The following is a 14,399-nucleotide window of genomic DNA, read 5'->3' as shown; positions in this document are numbered from 1 at the left end:
AAAAGGGGTGCAAGAAGGGGGTGGCACTAGCCAGTGGCGGCTTTGTACGTGTAGAGCGTTGTGCAATATAAGTGGCGGGGAAAGAATCGAATCATGCGCGTGAATAGGGGACATTTGGCATTGGCGGGCGCGGCGGTTGCCGTGGCTGGCTTCATGCTGTCTCCTGCCATCGGCGCAGCGACCGATCTGGTGCGCACGCAATCGCCGGTTTCGCTCGGCGCGCTGGGCAGCATCTCTTCCTTCACGCCCACGACCAAGGACCCGCGCCTTGCCGCCGCCTATGCGAAGATCGCAGCGTCGGCCAGCCGTCAGGGCTTCCGCTTCACGCCGACCAGCGGCTCGCTCAGCGGCCAGCGGGCGATCACCGTGATGGTCCGCGCGGGCGACAATGATCGCGTTGCGGTCAACACCACCCTCACCCCGGTCAATATCGCGCCCGTCGCCTTCAGCCTGAACGGCGCGCATGGCTGGCGCAAATTCGCCCTGCCCGAAGCGATCGGCCGCAAGGCGCTCGATCCGGTGCCGGTCGAAACCATGGTCGATGCCAAGAATTTCTCGCTGGATAGCGGCAAGAAGGATCGGTTCAGCACCAAGATGCTGATCGAAACCCGCCGCGACGCGGTTGCCGCGACACGCAATCCGGCCGCCGACAAGGATTATTCGCTGGATCTCGCCAGCTCCTATTCGCTGACGCGCAACCTGAACGTCACCGCAGGCGTGCGCTACAACAACAGCGTCGCAGGCCGCCTGACCCCGATGACCGACGATCGCCAGGACAGCCAGGCCGTCTATCTGGGCACCGTGTTCAAATTCTGATCGGCTGAAAGGCTGGCGGGAAAGAGCGACGGGCGTATCGCCTGATCGCGTCTCCCTCCGTCATCCCGGCCCCTTCGACAGGCTCAGGACAGGCTTGATCCGGGATCCATTCACGCAAGCGTTGCGATTATGCGTGAAGATCGCGCCAATGGATCCTGACGTCAGCTACGCTGCCGTTCAGGTCGTCAGTCGGCCATTTCCTTCATCGTCACCCCAGCGAAGGCTGGGGTCTCAAGCGTCAGAAGATAACGTCTGACATATCGCGCCAATCTGGATTGGCTTCTTCCACAAGGCGGATTTTCCATTCGCGTTTCCAGGCTTTAAGCGCCTTCTCGCGGGCGATGGCGAGCCTAATGTCATCATGTGGCTCGACCAGAACAAGGCGGGTCAACCCATATTTCTTGCAAAAGGCGGAGCCGGTGCCTTTTCGATGGTGTTGGGCGCGCGTAGCTATGTCGGCTGTGACGCCAATATAGAGCACGCCCCTTGGCTTATTGGTCATGACATAGGTGTAGCCGCCTCGCGCCATATCCAACTGTAGCGCATCTGCGCCAGAGACCCCAGCCTTCGCTGGGGTGACGGTGAAAGGCATCTGCCCTCTACGGTTCTTGCACCCACAAACCCTCCATTCCGCAATCCATCCAAGACCAACAAAGTCCCCCCTACTCGCTCACTAGCCCATCAATCGCCGCCCATCCCGCAGCGCCGATAGTGCGCAACATCCGGCCATGCTTTCGCTTCACGCCGCCCAGCGCGATGACGGGCATGTCTGCCCCCCTCGCGAGCTTCGCAAACCTTACCCGCCCCAGACTCGCCCCTCCCGGATGCGAGCGTGTCGGAAATAGGGGCGACAGCAGCACCATGTCCGCCCCGCCCCGCCGCGCCGCCACCATCTCCCGCGCGTCATGCACCGGCGCGCTGTGCCGCATCGGTCGTGCTGCCCGGCGTACGTCGCGCCCGTGCCAGCCATCCGCTGCCCAGGCCGCGGCCTGCCGCGCCGTCCCCGCCAGCAGCAACGTCAGCCGCCGCCGCCGCGCGATCGCCCGTACCGCATCGAACAGCGCCCGCCGCGCGCCCGGCGCCGTCCTGTAATGGCGAAAGATGATTCCCGCCCGCCCCCTGGGCAATCGCGCCACCGCCGCCAGCAAGGCCGCCTCCCCGATCCGCTCGTCGGTCATCAGCCAGATCAGCGGCATATTTTTGCGGTGGCGACAGGTCATGACCCTGCCCTATAGCAGCGCGCATGACGACAGACAGCAGCATTGCCACCCAGGACGCCGCCAGCCGCCTGGCCACCATTCAGGATGAGATCGCCAAGGCCGCCCGCCTGACTGGCCGGACCGCGGACGCCATCACCCTGATCGCCATATCCAAGACCAAGGATGCCGCCGCCATCCAGCCGCTGATCGATGCGGGGCAGCGCGTGTTCGGCGAAAACCGGGTGCAGGAAGCGCAGGAGAAATGGCCCGCGCTGCGACAGGCGCATCCCGACATCCGCCTGCATCTCGTCGGCCAGCTGCAATCCAACAAGGCCGCCGATGCCGTCGCCCTGTTCGATGTTATCCACAGCCTTGATCGCCCTTCGCTGCTGACCGCGCTGGCCAAGGCGATGGACGCGCAGGGCAAGCGCGTCCCCTGCTATGTTCAGGTCAATATCGGTGCGGAGCCGCAAAAGGGGGGCTGCGCGATCGCCGACACGCCCGCGCTGATCGCCGCCGCCCGCGCCGCCGACATTCCCCTGCTCGGCCTGATGGCCGTCCCGCCCGCCGATGTGGAGCCAGCCCCCTATTTCGCGCTGCTTGCAAAAATGGCGCGGGAAGAAAGCCTCCCGCGCCTGTCGATGGGCATGTCCAGCGATTATGAAACCACGATCATGCTGGGGGCGACCGATATTCGCGTCGGCACCGCCCTGTTCGGCGATCGTCCCCCGCCAGCCCGCCCCGTTCCCCGGAGCGGGCTGGGGATGCTTAGAAACTCCCCCGGAGCGTGATGCCGTAGGTGCGCGGCTCGGCGAGGTAGGAGGAGATCAGCTGGTTCGCCATCGGCGCGCCCGCTGCGAACTGGCCGGTGGTGGAGGTTGCCGGGCTGCTCGACTGGAGCGGGCTGCTGAACGACACCTGGGTATAGTCCTGGTTGAAGATATTCTGACCCCAGAACTCTACCGCCCAGCGCTGGTTGGGACCGCGAATGCCGACGCGCGCGTTGACGATGGCAAAGCCATCCTGCCGCTTTTCGGGGAACAGGTCCGACCCGGTATTATAGTCGCTGGTCAAGCGGCCATCGACATAGAAGAGCGCTGACAGGCCGCTCGTCCCGATGTCGGGTGTCCAGGCCATGCTGGCGGTCGTCACCATCTTGGGCGCGTTGCTGTTGATGGAGCCGGGCAGCAGGAACAGGGCAGGGTCCAGCGGGACCGCGCCATTGCCGCTGCCCACCAGCCGGTTGGCGAATTTCGCCTCGGCATAGGTTGCGCCGCCCGCCACGCGGAAATTGCGCGCCGGGGTCACCGACCATTCCAGTTCGACACCCTGGCTGATCAGGCCCGGCCCGACATCCCCCGCCGCGCAGGTCCGCGCCGCGCTCAGCGCACTGTCGCAGCCATTGATATTCTGGACGACGAAGCTGGTGCCGTTGAAGGTGTTGAGCTGGAAATTCTTGAACTCCTGCCGGAAGCCGGCCAGGTTCACGCTCCATTTGGGCGCGCTATATTTGAGGCCCACCTCGAACGAATCCACCTTTTCCGCGGCAAAGCGCAGGCTGGTCACGTCGGCGTTGGTGCGCGGCGCGAACACGGCGGGGATGACATTCAGCCCGGTCGATCCCAGCTGGAAGCGATCGAGGTTGAAGCCGCCCGCCTTATAGCCCTTGGAATAGCTGCCATAGACCATCAGGTCGTCAGTCGCCTTCCAGGACAGGACCGCCGTGCCGGAAAATTCGCCGTCGCTGATCTTGTCGTTCAGGTCGAGCGCATTGAGCGTGGTCGATCCGTTGCCCAGGCATCCCAGCGTCAATATGCCGCCCGCCAACGCCGCAGCGCTGCCCAGCGACGGGTTGGTCGCGATCGGCGCCAGTCCGGGCTGCAATGCAGCGCAGGTCGCGTTGTTATTGTTGAAATCGGCGGAGAATGTCTTGCTCTCATGCGTGTAGCGCAGGCCCAGCGTCAGATCGAGCCGATTGGTGATGTGCACGATATTGTGGGTGAACAGCGCCCAATTCTCGCTCTTCTGGCGATAGATGGACGCGATGTCGCCCGTGCCCGACGGGATCGCCGCCAGCGCGCGCAGACCGTTGCCCAGACCCGTCGAGATGGCGGCCGCCTGGCCCGCAGCGACTGGCGCTGGCAGGCCGGCGTTGAGGAAGGCGGCGTTCAGCCCGGCGTTCAGGTTCGCCTGCGTGCCCGTGATCAACGCGCCGGTCGCCAGCCCGCTGCCACAGGCAGCCAGCGTCGACGCCGGGAAGTTGCTCGTCGCGCCAGCCCCTGCCATCAGGCGGCAGGCGGCAAAGCGGCCATAATCCGCGCCAAAGCGGATATTATCCTGCAAGGTCAGCCGTTCATTGGCATAATAGCCACCGACCAGCCAGTCGAGCATGTCGCCAAAGGCCGAACCCTGCGCCCGCAATTCCTGGGTGAAGGTCTTGAACTGGCGATAGGTATTGGGATCGCGATAGAGCAGGTCGGCGCGATTATAGTCATAATCGCCATAGTCGCTCGACTTGTAATCGCGATAGGCGGTGATGCTGGTCAGCTTCACGTCGCCCAGGTCGTAATTGACCTCGCCCGACACGCCCCAGTCCTTCAATTTGCTCACATAGTCGCGACCCGGCGTGATCGTCAGTTCGCGATCATAGGGGTCGGCCGCGATCACGCTGCCCTGCCCTGCCAGAATCGCGGCGATGCGGTTGAACGGCGCGGTGTTATATCCGCCACCTGCCGCCGGGGTCCGTTCGCGCGCCTCGGTATAGGCGGCGCCGCAACAGCTTTCGTCGCGATTGGTATAATCGCCGATCAGACGGATCGACAGATCGTCGTTCGGCTCGATCAGCGCCTCTCCACGCAGGAAATAACGGTCGCGGTCATTGGTGTCGCCTACCTTGTTCCCGGCCGTATCGACCAGCTTGTAGAAACCGTCACGCTTGGACCATACCCCGTCCAGGCTGAGCGCGATGCCATCGGCCACCGGCCCGGTGACGCGGCCCGACAGCCGCCAATAATCATAATTGCCGTAGGTGATCTCACCCTTGGCGCTGAACGTGTTTTCCGGCGCCTTGCTGATTATGTTGATCAGGCCCGCCGACGCATTGCGGCCAAACAGCGTCCCCTGCGGCCCGCGCAGCACCTCGACCCGTTCGATCTCGCCCAGTTCGTTGAGGCCCGCGCCGGTGCGCGAGCGATACACGCCGTCGATGAACACCGCGACCGAGCTTTCCAGGCCGGGATTGTCGCCGACCGTGCCGATGCCGCGAATACGCGCCGACGCATTGGCTTCCGATCCGGTCGATGACACCAGCAGCGACGGGGCCAGCTGGTTCAATGTGCGGATGTCGCTGGCGCCGCTATTCTGCATCGCCTGCGCGCTGACGGCGGACACCGCGATCGGCACGTCGGACAGGGGACTCGCGCGCCGGGTGGCGGTCACGATGATTTCCGCACTGTCCTGATCGACGGCGGCTTGCGGCGCGGTCGTGTCTTGTGCGGCGGCGGGCATCGCCATCGTCAATGCGATCATGCCGGCGGTCGTCAGCCAAAGGCTCTTGTCTGTCATCATGGTCGTTCCTCTCCTGCCCGCACGCCTTTTCGACGTATCGGGTGCTGCCCTAGTTTATGATGCCACAGCAGGGCGAAGGCAAGAGAGCCTAGCTTTTCTGCGCCTTTTGCGATGTCTGGTGGCGTGATATTCACACCCTGTTGCCTATCAGCAACAGCTTAAAATCCGGTTTCCGTAGCGTTTCTTTACGATAACGGAAAGCGTAACAATCGGTCGGAAACAGGGACCAAAGCGCTCGCACCCGGTCCCACCACCCGCCGAATCTCTCCATGACCCGCATCCAGCCCTCCCGTCAGCGCGCCCAGCGCGGGTAGAATCAGCTTTGTCGACGACTCCACGAAGCAGCGGCGCGCGACATGGCGTCCGCGCACCGACAGGCGGAATTTGGGGTGGAAATGGCCGGAGATTTCAGGCCGTGGATCGTCCGGTTGCGCTTCATGCCGCAGGATGATCCCGCCCAGTTCCGTCTCGACCAGCCTGCGTCCTCCCGGCATGTCCGCCACGCCGACGTCATGATTACCCGTAATCCAGGTCCAGTCCAGCCTTTCCGTAAGGGAAACCAGCCGCTCTCTCGCGCGCGGGTCCAGCCGCGCGGCGCCATCGGCATCGTGAAAACTGTCGCCCAGCGACCAGACCGACCGTGCGCCCGTCTGCGCCACCAGCCCCTCGATCAGGTCCAGCGTCGCCTCGCTGTCATGGGGCGGCAGGAACTGGCCAAAGCGCGCATACCAGCTCGCTTTCTCGAAATGCAGGTCGGCGACCAGCAAGGCCGCGCGAGCGGGCCAGAAGAGCGCAGCCTGCGGCAGCGCCAGAAACGCCTCACCAGCGAACGAAAGGGGAACCATGGCCCGGCTATGCGCCGATGCGGTCCCGCTTTCAAGAGGGCCGATGAACGCCTATAGCGCCGCCATGTCCGATACCGCGCCTTGCCCCGACCCTTTCACCGTCGCCGCCCTCTATCGCTTCGCCACCTTCGATGATCCCCAGGGCATCGCGGCGGATCTGCGCACGCTCTGTACGGCGCTCGACATGCGCGGCACGCTGATCGTCGCGGGCGAAGGGATTAACGGCACGGTCGCTGGCCGTGCGGACGCGATTACGGCCTTGATCGATCATCTGCGCCAGTTGCCTGGTTGCGCCGATCTGGACGTCAAATATGCGACCGCGCAGGCCGCGCCGTTCGCCCGGATGAAGGTGAAGGTAAAGCGGGAGATCGTGACGCTGGGCGTGGGCGATCTTGATCCGGCAAATCAGGCCGGCACCCATCTCGACCCGGTCGACTGGAACGCGCTGATCGCTGATCCCGACACGATCGTCATCGACACACGCAACGCCTATGAAGTCGCGGTCGGCACCTTCGATCGCGCCATAGACCCCGGCACCCGCGCCTTTCGCGACTTTCCCGGCTGGTTCGACGCGTTCGCCGCCGACCTGAAGGCGCAGGGGCGCAGCCCGAAGATCGCGATGTTCTGCACCGGCGGCATACGCTGCGAAAAATCCACCGCCCTGGTCAAGGCGCGCGGTTTCGACGATGTCTTCCACCTGAAAGGCGGAATCCTGCGCTATCTGGAGGAAATGCCCGAAGGCGATAGCCGCTGGCAGGGGGATTGCTACGTGTTCGATGAACGGGTGGCGGTGGGCCATGGCCTCAAGGTTGGCGACTATGTGACCTGCCGTGCCTGCGGCCTGCCCTATCCCCGCGATGCGGCCCATGCATGCGCCGCCGACGGATCAGGCGTGTGGCCGCATCGGGGATAGAAACACCCAACTCCGTTCGTTTCGAGCGAAGTCGAGAAACCTGTGCGCTACGTTTCTCGACTTCGCTCGAAACGAACGGCTTTAGGCGCTGTCTCCGTCTCCACCAGTTCCGCAATCTCGAACGCATAGCTTTTCCAGCCCCGCATCCGCGCGCCGTCCTCCGCTGCCCCACGCTTCTTCTTCGCCTCGGCCAGGGAACGGCTATGGCCCCAGAACACTTCCGTCTTGCCATTTTCCAGCACCGCGACGATCCGCCAATAATGGGTGAGGGGGTCCGCCGTCGGCCCGATCGTCTTGACATAGCCGTCCGCCATGGTGGCGGTCAGATAGCGTTTCCGGCGCGCCATCGGCTCAGGCCCGATAGCGGTGCAGCCCCGCCCCGTTGGCGCGCAACCACGCCCGCGCAGGCCGGGGGTCTGCCCCAAGGATTCGCGCATGTGCCGCATGAAAGGCCGCGCTATGATCCATATGCAGCAGATGCGCCAGTTCATGCGCCACGGTCGACCGGCGCACGTCGGGCGGGCAGAGGATCAGCCGCCAGCTATAGCGGATCGCACCGGACGAAGTGCAACTGCCCCAGCGGCTGCGCGGATCGCCCACGCCCACCGACGCGACGATCAGGCCATGTTCGCGCGCCAGTTCCGTCGTTTCGGTCTCCAGCACCGCCCGCGCCCGCGCCACCAGCCAGCGCTGCACCCGCGCGCTGACAGACTCCGCCGCCCCACCGAGCATCAGCCGGTCGTCCGCCAGCCGGATCGTACGCGACGCACCCTCGACCCAGCAGATGCGGACGGCCCGTCCCTCCAGCGGAAATGTCGCGCCATCGTCCAGCAGGGTCATCGCCGGTTGCGCCGCCATTTGCGTACGCACCCAGCCTTCATGCTGCTGCGCCCAGCCCAGTGCGCGCTTCAGGTTCGCCCGCACCGGCATCGACAGGCGCAATTCGCCGCGCGCGCCGTCGATCGTCAGCCGGTAGGCGCGCGCCCGTGCGGACCGGCGCACCCGCACCGGCATCGCCACGCCGTCGATCAGGATCGCGACGTCGGGATCAGATGTCCCGGTCGACAAGATGATTCTCCAGGTCGCCCGCTTCCGCCTCCGCCACGGTCCAGCCGCGCACCGATTCCTGCGCGCGATGCACCGCTTCCCGGTCGCCGCAGACCAGATAATGCCAGTCGGGCAACGGCTCGCCCGCTTCACGCAGGCGATAGGCGCAGGTGCGCGGCAGCCAGCTGATCTGCTTCACCTTGGCCGGGGTCAGCCGCACGCAATCGGGCACGAATTTGCGGCGGTTCCTGTAGCTGGTGCACTGGCCGCTATGGCGGTCGAGCAGGCGGCAGGCGACATTGGTGGGGTAGATATGCCCCGTATCCTCATCCTCCGCCTTGTGCAGGCAGCATTTTCCGCACCCGTCGCACAATGCCTCCCACTGGGCGGCATCCAGCGTGTGGAGAGGCTTTTCCCAGAAGTCCAAGCCCTATTTCACCCATTTCCTGAGGGCAGCCAGCACCTTGTCCGGCGCGCCTTCGTCCACGTTCGGCGTGCCCGGATCATCGACCGGGACCAGCGCAACCGGCTTGCCGTCGGGATCGAACAGATATGGCGTGCGGCTGTGGCTGACCAGATAATCCTTGTCCCCCGGCTTACCGTCCACATTGTAGAGGACGACGAAATCCTTGGCGACCCTGGCGATCTGCTCCGGCGTGCCGGTCAGGCCGATGAGGCGCGGGTGGAAAGCCGCGACATAGGGTTTGAGGACCGCGGGGGTATCGCGCGCCGGATCGACGCTGATGAAGATCGGCTGGACCTTCGCCGCCAGCGCGGGCTGCGCCTTTTCGAACTGGCTGAACGCCTGCATGATGCGTTGCAGGTCGACCGGGCAGACATCCGGGCAATAGGTGTAACCGAAATAGACCAGGCGATACTGGCCCTTGAAATCGTCCCAGCTTCTGGGCTTGCCATCCTGATCGGTCAGGGTGAAAGGCGCGCCGATCCGCGCGCCCGCCAGTTCGCCCTGCGCGCTATCGCCGCTTGATGCGTTCCCGTCCGTCCCCATATTGCACGCAGCCAGCAGGGCCAGCAGCGGCAGGGCGATCGCAATCTTTGCTTTGTTCATGGTGCCGCCAGCCATGCCTTGCTATGGGCCGATTTGCAAATGATACGGGGCAGATGATGAGCAAGACCGGGTTGAGCGCATGGATGGGTCTGGGGCGCGCCGCCGCATTGACGCTGGCGCTGCTGTCCCCGGTCGCCGCGCAGGCGCAATTTTCCGACAATTATAATTTCCTGAAGGCCGTGAAGGATGCCGACGGGCAGAAGGTCACCGACCTGCTGCAAAAGCCCGGCTCCACCGTGGTCAACAGCCGTGACGTCACATCGGGTGAGACCGCGCTGCACATCATCATCGCCCGGCGCGACGCCACCTGGCTCGCCTTCATGCTGGCCAAGGGGGCGAACCCCAATCTGGCCGACAATGAAGGCAACACCCCGCTGATGAAGGCGGTGCAGGGCCGTTTCGAAGAGGGGGCACGCACGCTGATCGCGCGCGGCGCGCAGGTGGACAAAACCAATGGCAGCGGCGAAACCCCGCTGATCCGCGCGGTGCAACTGCGCGATCTGGGGCTGGTCCGGCTGCTCGTGGCGCAGGGCGCCGATCCCGACAAGCGCGATTCCATCGCCGGCATGTCCGCCCGCGACTATGCCAACCGGGACAACCGCACGCCCGGCCTTGCCGAAGCGCTCGCCGCCGCCAAGACCAGCACCACGCCCAAAGGCCCGGTGCAGGGTCCGGTATTCTGAGCTAAAGCCCGGCCTACCAGCCGATCTCGGCCGCATGATCGGGATCGTTGATCGCCGTCAGCCGCCGCGCCGCCCGCCGGGCAAAGCGTAATGTCTCCGCCTTGCGCCGGGCCGCGGCCAATGGCTCGATCGGCGCGGGACGGACCAGTTCGGCGTCATATTGATCCGCGACGATCAGGCCGGTGCGCGCGGGCCACAGCGATTCACTGTCGAACAGCGACAGGTCGAACCCCATCGGCACTGCCCAATAATAGCGGTCGCAATAGTCGAAATAATCGGGCCATTTCATGTCGCCCAGCAAGTCCGCCCGGCTGCACTTGATCTCCACGATCGTCAGCCGCCCCGCCCCGTCGATCGCCATGATGTCGGCGCGCCGCCCGTTGGGCAGCGGCACTTCCATTATGCCGCTCATGTCGTGGCGGAAAAACAGCCGCAACGTCCCCCGCGCCACCGCCAGCGCAGTGCCGTCGGTCAATGGGGAACAGCTTTCGATCGGGGCGCTACTCATGGCGCGACTTTAGAACAAGTCAGGAACAAAAGAAAAGGCCGATTCGGTAGAACCCGAACCGGCCTTTTCATGATCCACCCCAAAGGAAGCGCGCCAATCGCGCGCCGTCGCTCAACGATAGAAGATATGATTGTCGATCATCGCCAGCTTGGCCTTGTCCCAGCCCGGCGAAACGCGGCGGGCGTGGAAGAAAAGGGCGCCTTCGGCCCGGCTGTTCCAGCTGTCGTCCATGGCGATCTGGGCGATGGCGACGGCCTCGCGCCAGGCGTTGCTTTCGATGCGGATCGGCGGCATCCCGTGCCCGCGCACGAAGCTGAACTGGCTGGGCTGATAGACGACGCCGCACAGGCTGTCGGCAAAGCGGCCCGATTTGGCGCGGTTGATGATCACCCGTGCCACGGCCAGCTGGCCTTCCAGGCTTTCGCCCTTGGATTCGAAATAGACCGCTCCGGCCAGGCATTTCATGTCGCCGTCCACGGCTTCGGCGTCGCCATGGGCGTCGACCAGCGCGGCCAGGCTGCTCGCCTGCATGTCGGATTCGGTGGAATAGGTCAGATCGGCCTTGGAGGCCGAAGCCAGCGGCTGCACGATTTCGCGCGGCGCGGCAAAAGTGATTGCGGGCTTCTGTGCGGCCGCAGGCGCTGTCGTCAGCGCGTCGCCGCTGGACAGGGACGCTACCGAATGGATCGACTCACCGGCGATCGACATGTCGGAAGCGGTCACGGCCGCTGTAGCGGACAGCGCAAATGCCACGATGATCGCGGCCCTCAATCGAAAACTCATTATGACTCAAAAACGTGCGGTTCTTGGCCTTGGACGTCGTCTTATACCCATATTCCTTGACGTCTGGCCGCCCCCCGTCTGCGTGTTTACCAAATCCGCCCCCCTTGGACGAATGCAGCAACCTGCGCGTTCAGCGTTGGCGGGGCCTCTGCACGGACCATTGCACTAAGTCAACGATCAGCAGATCGTTTCAGCGGCGAACCGTTCTGCTTCCGGGATATCGAGTTCGATTATCCACAGGTCGGGGTCCGACCTGCGCCGACGCGCCACATAGGTGGCGAGCGCCTCCGGGCCATCCTCCAGGGACGGTCCACAGCGCATCAACGCATAGCCGCCGGCAAAGTTCGATACACGCTCGAACAAACCAGTTTCTTTGCCCTTTTCAAGGACTTGTACCAATATGACGCCGCTCGTTTCGTCGCCCTTGACGATGATCGTGGCAAAGCCGCCAGCCGCATTGGTGCGCCGCACCAGCGCATTGACCAGGATAGCGCTGGTCAGCCGCGCGCCGTCCTGCGACTCAGCCACCATATCCCGGCAGCGATGACAGCGGGAATTGCGACCGCATGAAGGTGCCGGTGCCGCGCCCGACCTCCTCGCCATCGGAATCGATCAGGCTGGCCTCGGCCACATAGACGCGGCGCTTGCCACTGATCCAGCGTCCCTCGGCCCGAATCCGGCCCGGCGCAATTGGCCTGGTGAACAGCAGGTTGAACGCGGTGGTCAGCAGGAATCGGTCACTGACCAGGCTGTTGGCCGCGTAAAAGGCCGCATCGTCCAGCATCTTGAAATAGACGGTGCCGTGGACCGCGCCGGCGGCATGAAACTGGCTTTCATCGACATCGAAATCGATGATGCAACGCCCCGGTTCCTGAATCGCGATATCCGACCGGAACAGCCGGTTGATCGGCGCGGAGCGATAGAGATTTTCCAGCGCACGGAAATGCGCGGTCTCGCCGCTTGCGGGCGTGCCTGCCTCAGGCAGCGTCACGCGCCCCGCCACCGGCCAGCAGCGCGTGCAGCGCCGCGTCCGACTTGGCCCCGCGCAACCGCGCGACCTGATTATCGTCACGCAGATAGCGCGACACCCGCGCCAGCGTCTTGAGATGTTCCGCTCCGCTATCGACCGGCGACAGCAGTGCAAAGACGATGTCGACCGGCGCATCGTCGACCGCATCGAACGGCACTGGCGGATCGAGCAGCACGACCAGCCCGCACATTCGGTCCAGCCCGGCAATCTTGGCATGGGGAATGGCGACACCGCCGCCAAATCCGGTCGAACCCAGCCGTTCCCGCTCGAACAGCGCGTCGCCAACCTCGTCGGCGTCCAGCCCATAGGCGCAGGCCGCGAGCGTCGCGATCTTCTGGAACAACTGCTTCTTGCCGTTTACCGTCAGGCCGGTGGCGAGCGCGTCCGCTGAAACGATGTCGTGGAAATCAACCATGGTCTGTCCGAACCAGCCGAGCCGCGCTCAGCCTGGGGTCTAGATGCGCGGTGATCGGGGAATAGAAAGCCCGGCCCCATAAGCCGCCTGCACCATCAGGTCAACAGGCGGCCCATGGCGACTGGCTGGTTCAGCGCGCCGTCATGCGCGGTTCGACCCAACCGATGGTCCCGTCATGGCGACGATAGACCATGTTGTAGGCCGCGGTGCCGGCATTGACGAACAGCAGCGCATTGGTGTTGCGCAGGTCCAGCATCATCACCGCGTCGGACACGCTGGCTTCGGGAATATCGACGCGCGTTTCCGCAACGATCAGCGGGGAATCCTCGACCTCCTCCTGCTCGTCCGCGGGCGAGGCGAAGATGGTGTAGCCCGCCCCGTCAATATCATCGACGCTCAAGCTGCTGACCCGCTGCGCTTCGGCCGCACTGGCTTGGCTGTGCCGGTCCTTCAGGCGGCGCATATAGCGGCGCAGCTGCTTTTCGATCCGGTCCGCCGCCTGGTCAAAGGACGGATGCGCCTCCTGCGCCTCGCCTGCTCCCTTCAGGATCAGGCCGGTCATCACATGACAGATGATGTCGCAGTGGAAGGCGCCGTGCGGCGCGGGTCGAAAGGTCACATGGGCCGAAATCGTGCGGGAAAAATATTTCTCGGCCATCGCCTCCATGCGGTCTGCGACATGCTGCTTGAGCGCATCGCCCGTGTCGACCTGATGCCCGGAAACACGAATATCCATATGCCTTCTCCTTATTCTTGCCGGGTCGCAGGAAGCGGCCCGGATAAACTGGAGGCACGGACACGGGCCTTTGTGTCAGCCCGCCAGCGCCTCCTCCAGCCAGATCGGCTTGTCCAGGGTCGCGATGAACCTGCCATGCCGTTCCAGCTCCACCGCGCTCGCTGCAAAAACGCGCGCGGGACGAACAGGGCGAACCATGGCGCCAGCGCCAAGTTCCCCGTCGATGGCTGCTTTTTCCTCCTCCTGTGCAAGACCCAGGCCGATCTGACGGCCGCCGGTCAGTTCGATGTAAAGCTGCGCCAGCAATTCGGCGTCCAGCAGCGCGCCATGCTTGATGCGATGGCTGCGATCGATGCCGTATCGGGTGCAGAGCGCGTCCAGGCTGTGCTTAGCGCCCGGATGCAGCGTCCGGGCGATCGCCACCGTGTCGATCATCCGCGTCATCGACACGTCGGGCCGCCCGCACAGCCGCAATTCATGGTTCAGGAAGCCGAAATCGAAGCGCGCATTATGCGCGACCAGCGGGCTATCCTCCAGAAAGGCGAGCAGTTCGTCCACGCCGCTGGCGAACAGCGGCTTGTCCTTCAGGAAAATCGACGACAGGCCATGCACCGCCTCGGCCGCCGCAGGCATGTCGCGCTGCGGGTTGTAATAGGCATGGAAGGTCCGCCCGCTTGGCACGCGATTGATCAGTTCGATGCAGCCGATCTCGACCAGTCGGTCGCCGGAGGCCGGATCGAATCCGGTCGTTTCGGTATCGAAAATAATCTCGCGCATCGCCCTCTTCA

19 protein-coding genes are annotated in these 14,399 nt (G+C 64.4%); 4 read left to right on the top strand and 15 right to left on the bottom strand.

Features of this window, described 5'->3' with window-relative positions; translation table 11 throughout:
* The first annotated feature begins 93 nt into the window (after positions 1 to 93).
* Positions 94 to 816 (top strand): hypothetical protein, encoded by a 723-nt coding sequence (locus tag CJD35_RS05775; protein WP_026002396.1) that lies wholly within the window; start codon positions 94 to 96, stop codon positions 814 to 816.
* Between the two features lie 238 nt (positions 817 to 1,054).
* Here the strand turns inward: CJD35_RS05775 and CJD35_RS05770 are convergent, their stop codons facing one another.
* Together CJD35_RS05770 and CJD35_RS05765 are read right to left on the bottom strand one after the other, a co-directional pair.
* A complete protein-coding gene (locus tag CJD35_RS05770; RefSeq protein WP_017183184.1) occupies positions 1,055 to 1,408 on the bottom strand; it encodes a GIY-YIG nuclease family protein in 354 nt (117 codons plus the stop codon).
* A gap of 70 nt (positions 1,409 to 1,478) precedes the next feature.
* Complete coding sequence (locus CJD35_RS05765) at positions 1,479 to 2,036, bottom strand: thiamine phosphate synthase (RefSeq protein ID WP_017183183.1); 558 nt, start codon at positions 2,034 to 2,036, stop codon at positions 1,479 to 1,481.
* 23 nt (positions 2,037 to 2,059) lie between these two features.
* Here CJD35_RS05765 and CJD35_RS05760 point away from each other — a divergent pair, with 23 nt between their 5' ends.
* Positions 2,060 to 2,806, top strand: a complete 747-nt coding sequence (locus tag CJD35_RS05760; protein WP_095686909.1) for a YggS family pyridoxal phosphate-dependent enzyme — start codon at positions 2,060 to 2,062, stop codon at positions 2,804 to 2,806.
* Here the strand turns inward: CJD35_RS05760 and CJD35_RS05755 are convergent.
* Together CJD35_RS05755 and pdeM are read right to left on the bottom strand one after the other, a co-directional pair.
* A complete protein-coding gene (locus CJD35_RS05755; RefSeq protein ID WP_095686908.1) occupies positions 2,784 to 5,579 on the bottom strand; it encodes a TonB-dependent receptor in 2,796 nt (931 codons plus the stop codon). The genes CJD35_RS05760 and CJD35_RS05755 overlap by 23 nt on opposite strands.
* Before the next feature lie 188 nt (positions 5,580 to 5,767).
* On the bottom strand, positions 5,768 to 6,427 hold the full coding sequence (gene pdeM / locus CJD35_RS05750) for a ligase-associated DNA damage response endonuclease PdeM (protein WP_017183180.1): 660 nt from the start codon (positions 6,425 to 6,427) through the stop codon (positions 5,768 to 5,770).
* A gap of 43 nt (positions 6,428 to 6,470) precedes the next feature.
* On the opposite strand from pdeM, the gene trhO reads away from it, so the two are divergent.
* Positions 6,471 to 7,340, top strand: coding sequence for an oxygen-dependent tRNA uridine(34) hydroxylase TrhO (gene trhO / locus CJD35_RS05745; RefSeq protein ID WP_017183179.1), 870 nt, complete (start codon positions 6,471 to 6,473; stop codon positions 7,338 to 7,340).
* 47 nt (positions 7,341 to 7,387) lie between these two features.
* Here the strand turns inward: trhO and CJD35_RS05740 are convergent, their stop codons facing one another.
* The 4 genes from CJD35_RS05740 to CJD35_RS05725 are packed head-to-tail and all read right to left on the bottom strand — an operon-like array spanning position 7,388 to position 9,471.
* Positions 7,388 to 7,687 carry a hypothetical protein gene (locus CJD35_RS05740; protein ID WP_017183178.1) on the bottom strand — a complete coding sequence of 100 codons (300 nt, stop codon included), beginning with the start codon at positions 7,685 to 7,687 and terminating at the stop codon, positions 7,388 to 7,390.
* Between the two features lie 4 nt (positions 7,688 to 7,691).
* Complete coding sequence (locus CJD35_RS05735; RefSeq protein WP_017183177.1) at positions 7,692 to 8,408, bottom strand: M48 family metallopeptidase; 717 nt, start codon at positions 8,406 to 8,408, stop codon at positions 7,692 to 7,694.
* Positions 8,389 to 8,814: a YcgN family cysteine cluster protein gene (locus CJD35_RS05730; protein ID WP_017183176.1), complete on the bottom strand. Its 426-nt coding sequence runs from the start codon at positions 8,812 to 8,814 to the stop codon at positions 8,389 to 8,391. The genes CJD35_RS05735 and CJD35_RS05730 overlap by 20 nt, the downstream gene beginning before the upstream one ends.
* Before the next feature lie 3 nt (positions 8,815 to 8,817).
* A complete protein-coding gene (locus CJD35_RS05725) occupies positions 8,818 to 9,471 on the bottom strand; it encodes an SCO family protein (protein ID WP_017183175.1) in 654 nt (217 codons plus the stop codon).
* Positions 9,472 to 9,512: 41 nt separating this feature from the next.
* Between CJD35_RS05725 and CJD35_RS05720 the strand changes: the two genes are divergently transcribed.
* Positions 9,513 to 10,139 carry an ankyrin repeat domain-containing protein gene (locus tag CJD35_RS05720; protein WP_026002393.1) on the top strand — a complete coding sequence of 209 codons (627 nt, stop codon included), beginning with the start codon at positions 9,513 to 9,515 and terminating at the stop codon, positions 10,137 to 10,139.
* 13 nt (positions 10,140 to 10,152) lie between these two features.
* Here the strand turns inward: CJD35_RS05720 and CJD35_RS05715 are convergent, their stop codons facing one another.
* The 7 genes from CJD35_RS05715 to dnaQ form a co-directional block, all read right to left on the bottom strand.
* On the bottom strand, positions 10,153 to 10,647 hold the full coding sequence (locus CJD35_RS05715) for an MmcB family DNA repair protein (protein WP_026002392.1): 495 nt from the start codon (positions 10,645 to 10,647) through the stop codon (positions 10,153 to 10,155).
* Positions 10,648 to 10,758: 111 nt separating this feature from the next.
* Positions 10,759 to 11,430, bottom strand: a complete 672-nt coding sequence (locus CJD35_RS05710) for a cell wall hydrolase (RefSeq protein WP_095686907.1) — start codon at positions 11,428 to 11,430, stop codon at positions 10,759 to 10,761.
* 177 nt (positions 11,431 to 11,607) lie between these two features.
* The gene (locus CJD35_RS05705; protein ID WP_017183171.1) at positions 11,608 to 11,961 is read right to left on the bottom strand and encodes a DUF1491 family protein; all 354 of its coding nucleotides are present in this window, start codon (positions 11,959 to 11,961) and stop codon (positions 11,608 to 11,610) included.
* Positions 11,951 to 12,421 carry a PaaI family thioesterase gene (locus CJD35_RS05700; protein WP_026002390.1) on the bottom strand — a complete coding sequence of 157 codons (471 nt, stop codon included), beginning with the start codon at positions 12,419 to 12,421 and terminating at the stop codon, positions 11,951 to 11,953. The genes CJD35_RS05705 and CJD35_RS05700 overlap by 11 nt, the downstream gene beginning before the upstream one ends.
* A complete protein-coding gene (locus CJD35_RS05695) occupies positions 12,408 to 12,875 on the bottom strand; it encodes a PTS sugar transporter subunit IIA (RefSeq protein WP_017183169.1) in 468 nt (155 codons plus the stop codon). The genes CJD35_RS05700 and CJD35_RS05695 overlap by 14 nt, the downstream gene beginning before the upstream one ends.
* Positions 12,876 to 13,005: 130 nt before the next feature.
* Positions 13,006 to 13,611, bottom strand: a complete 606-nt coding sequence (hpf, locus tag CJD35_RS05690) for a ribosome hibernation-promoting factor, HPF/YfiA family (RefSeq protein ID WP_017183168.1) — start codon at positions 13,609 to 13,611, stop codon at positions 13,006 to 13,008.
* Positions 13,612 to 13,686: 75 nt separating this feature from the next.
* Positions 13,687 to 14,388 carry a DNA polymerase III subunit epsilon gene (gene dnaQ / locus CJD35_RS05685; protein WP_017183167.1) on the bottom strand — a complete coding sequence of 234 codons (702 nt, stop codon included), beginning with the start codon at positions 14,386 to 14,388 and terminating at the stop codon, positions 13,687 to 13,689.
* Between the last annotated feature and the right edge of the window lie 11 nt (positions 14,389 to 14,399).

Origin of the sequence: Sphingobium xenophagum (assembly GCF_002288285.1) — a bacterium.
In the GTDB taxonomy this organism is placed as follows: Bacteria; Pseudomonadota; Alphaproteobacteria; order Sphingomonadales; family Sphingomonadaceae; genus Sphingobium; species Sphingobium xenophagum.
The sequence above is the reverse complement of the archived record's forward strand: the minus strand, read 5'-3'. Positions and strand labels throughout refer to the sequence as shown.

Bases quoted from the DNA above. Each gene is read 5' to 3' on its own strand.
- CJD35_RS05775 (WP_026002396.1), top strand. From the start codon at position 94: ATGCGCGTGAATAGGGGACATTTGGCATTGGCGGGCGCGGCGGTTGCC.
- CJD35_RS05770 (WP_017183184.1), bottom strand. From the start codon at position 1,408: ATGCCTTTCACCGTCACCCCAGCGAAGGCTGGGGTCTCTGGCGCAGAT.
- CJD35_RS05765 (WP_017183183.1), bottom strand. From the start codon at position 2,036: ATGACCTGTCGCCACCGCAAAAATATGCCGCTGATCTGGCTGATGACC.
- CJD35_RS05760 (WP_095686909.1), top strand. From the start codon at position 2,060: ATGACGACAGACAGCAGCATTGCCACCCAGGACGCCGCCAGCCGCCTG.
- CJD35_RS05755 (WP_095686908.1), bottom strand. From the start codon at position 5,579: ATGACAGACAAGAGCCTTTGGCTGACGACCGCCGGCATGATCGCATTG.
- pdeM (WP_017183180.1), bottom strand. From the start codon at position 6,427: ATGGTTCCCCTTTCGTTCGCTGGTGAGGCGTTTCTGGCGCTGCCGCAG.
- trhO (WP_017183179.1), top strand. From the start codon at position 6,471: ATGAACGCCTATAGCGCCGCCATGTCCGATACCGCGCCTTGCCCCGAC.
- CJD35_RS05740 (WP_017183178.1), bottom strand. From the start codon at position 7,687: ATGGCGCGCCGGAAACGCTATCTGACCGCCACCATGGCGGACGGCTAT.
- CJD35_RS05725 (WP_017183175.1), bottom strand. From the start codon at position 9,471: ATGGCTGGCGGCACCATGAACAAAGCAAAGATTGCGATCGCCCTGCCG.
- CJD35_RS05720 (WP_026002393.1), top strand. From the start codon at position 9,513: ATGAGCAAGACCGGGTTGAGCGCATGGATGGGTCTGGGGCGCGCCGCC.
- CJD35_RS05715 (WP_026002392.1), bottom strand. From the start codon at position 10,647: ATGAGTAGCGCCCCGATCGAAAGCTGTTCCCCATTGACCGACGGCACT.
- CJD35_RS05710 (WP_095686907.1), bottom strand. From the start codon at position 11,430: ATGAGTTTTCGATTGAGGGCCGCGATCATCGTGGCATTTGCGCTGTCC.
- CJD35_RS05705 (WP_017183171.1), bottom strand. From the start codon at position 11,961: ATGGTGGCTGAGTCGCAGGACGGCGCGCGGCTGACCAGCGCTATCCTG.
- CJD35_RS05695 (WP_017183169.1), bottom strand. From the start codon at position 12,875: ATGGTTGATTTCCACGACATCGTTTCAGCGGACGCGCTCGCCACCGGC.
- hpf (WP_017183168.1), bottom strand. From the start codon at position 13,611: ATGGATATTCGTGTTTCCGGGCATCAGGTCGACACGGGCGATGCGCTC.
- dnaQ (WP_017183167.1), bottom strand. From the start codon at position 14,388: ATGCGCGAGATTATTTTCGATACCGAAACGACCGGATTCGATCCGGCC.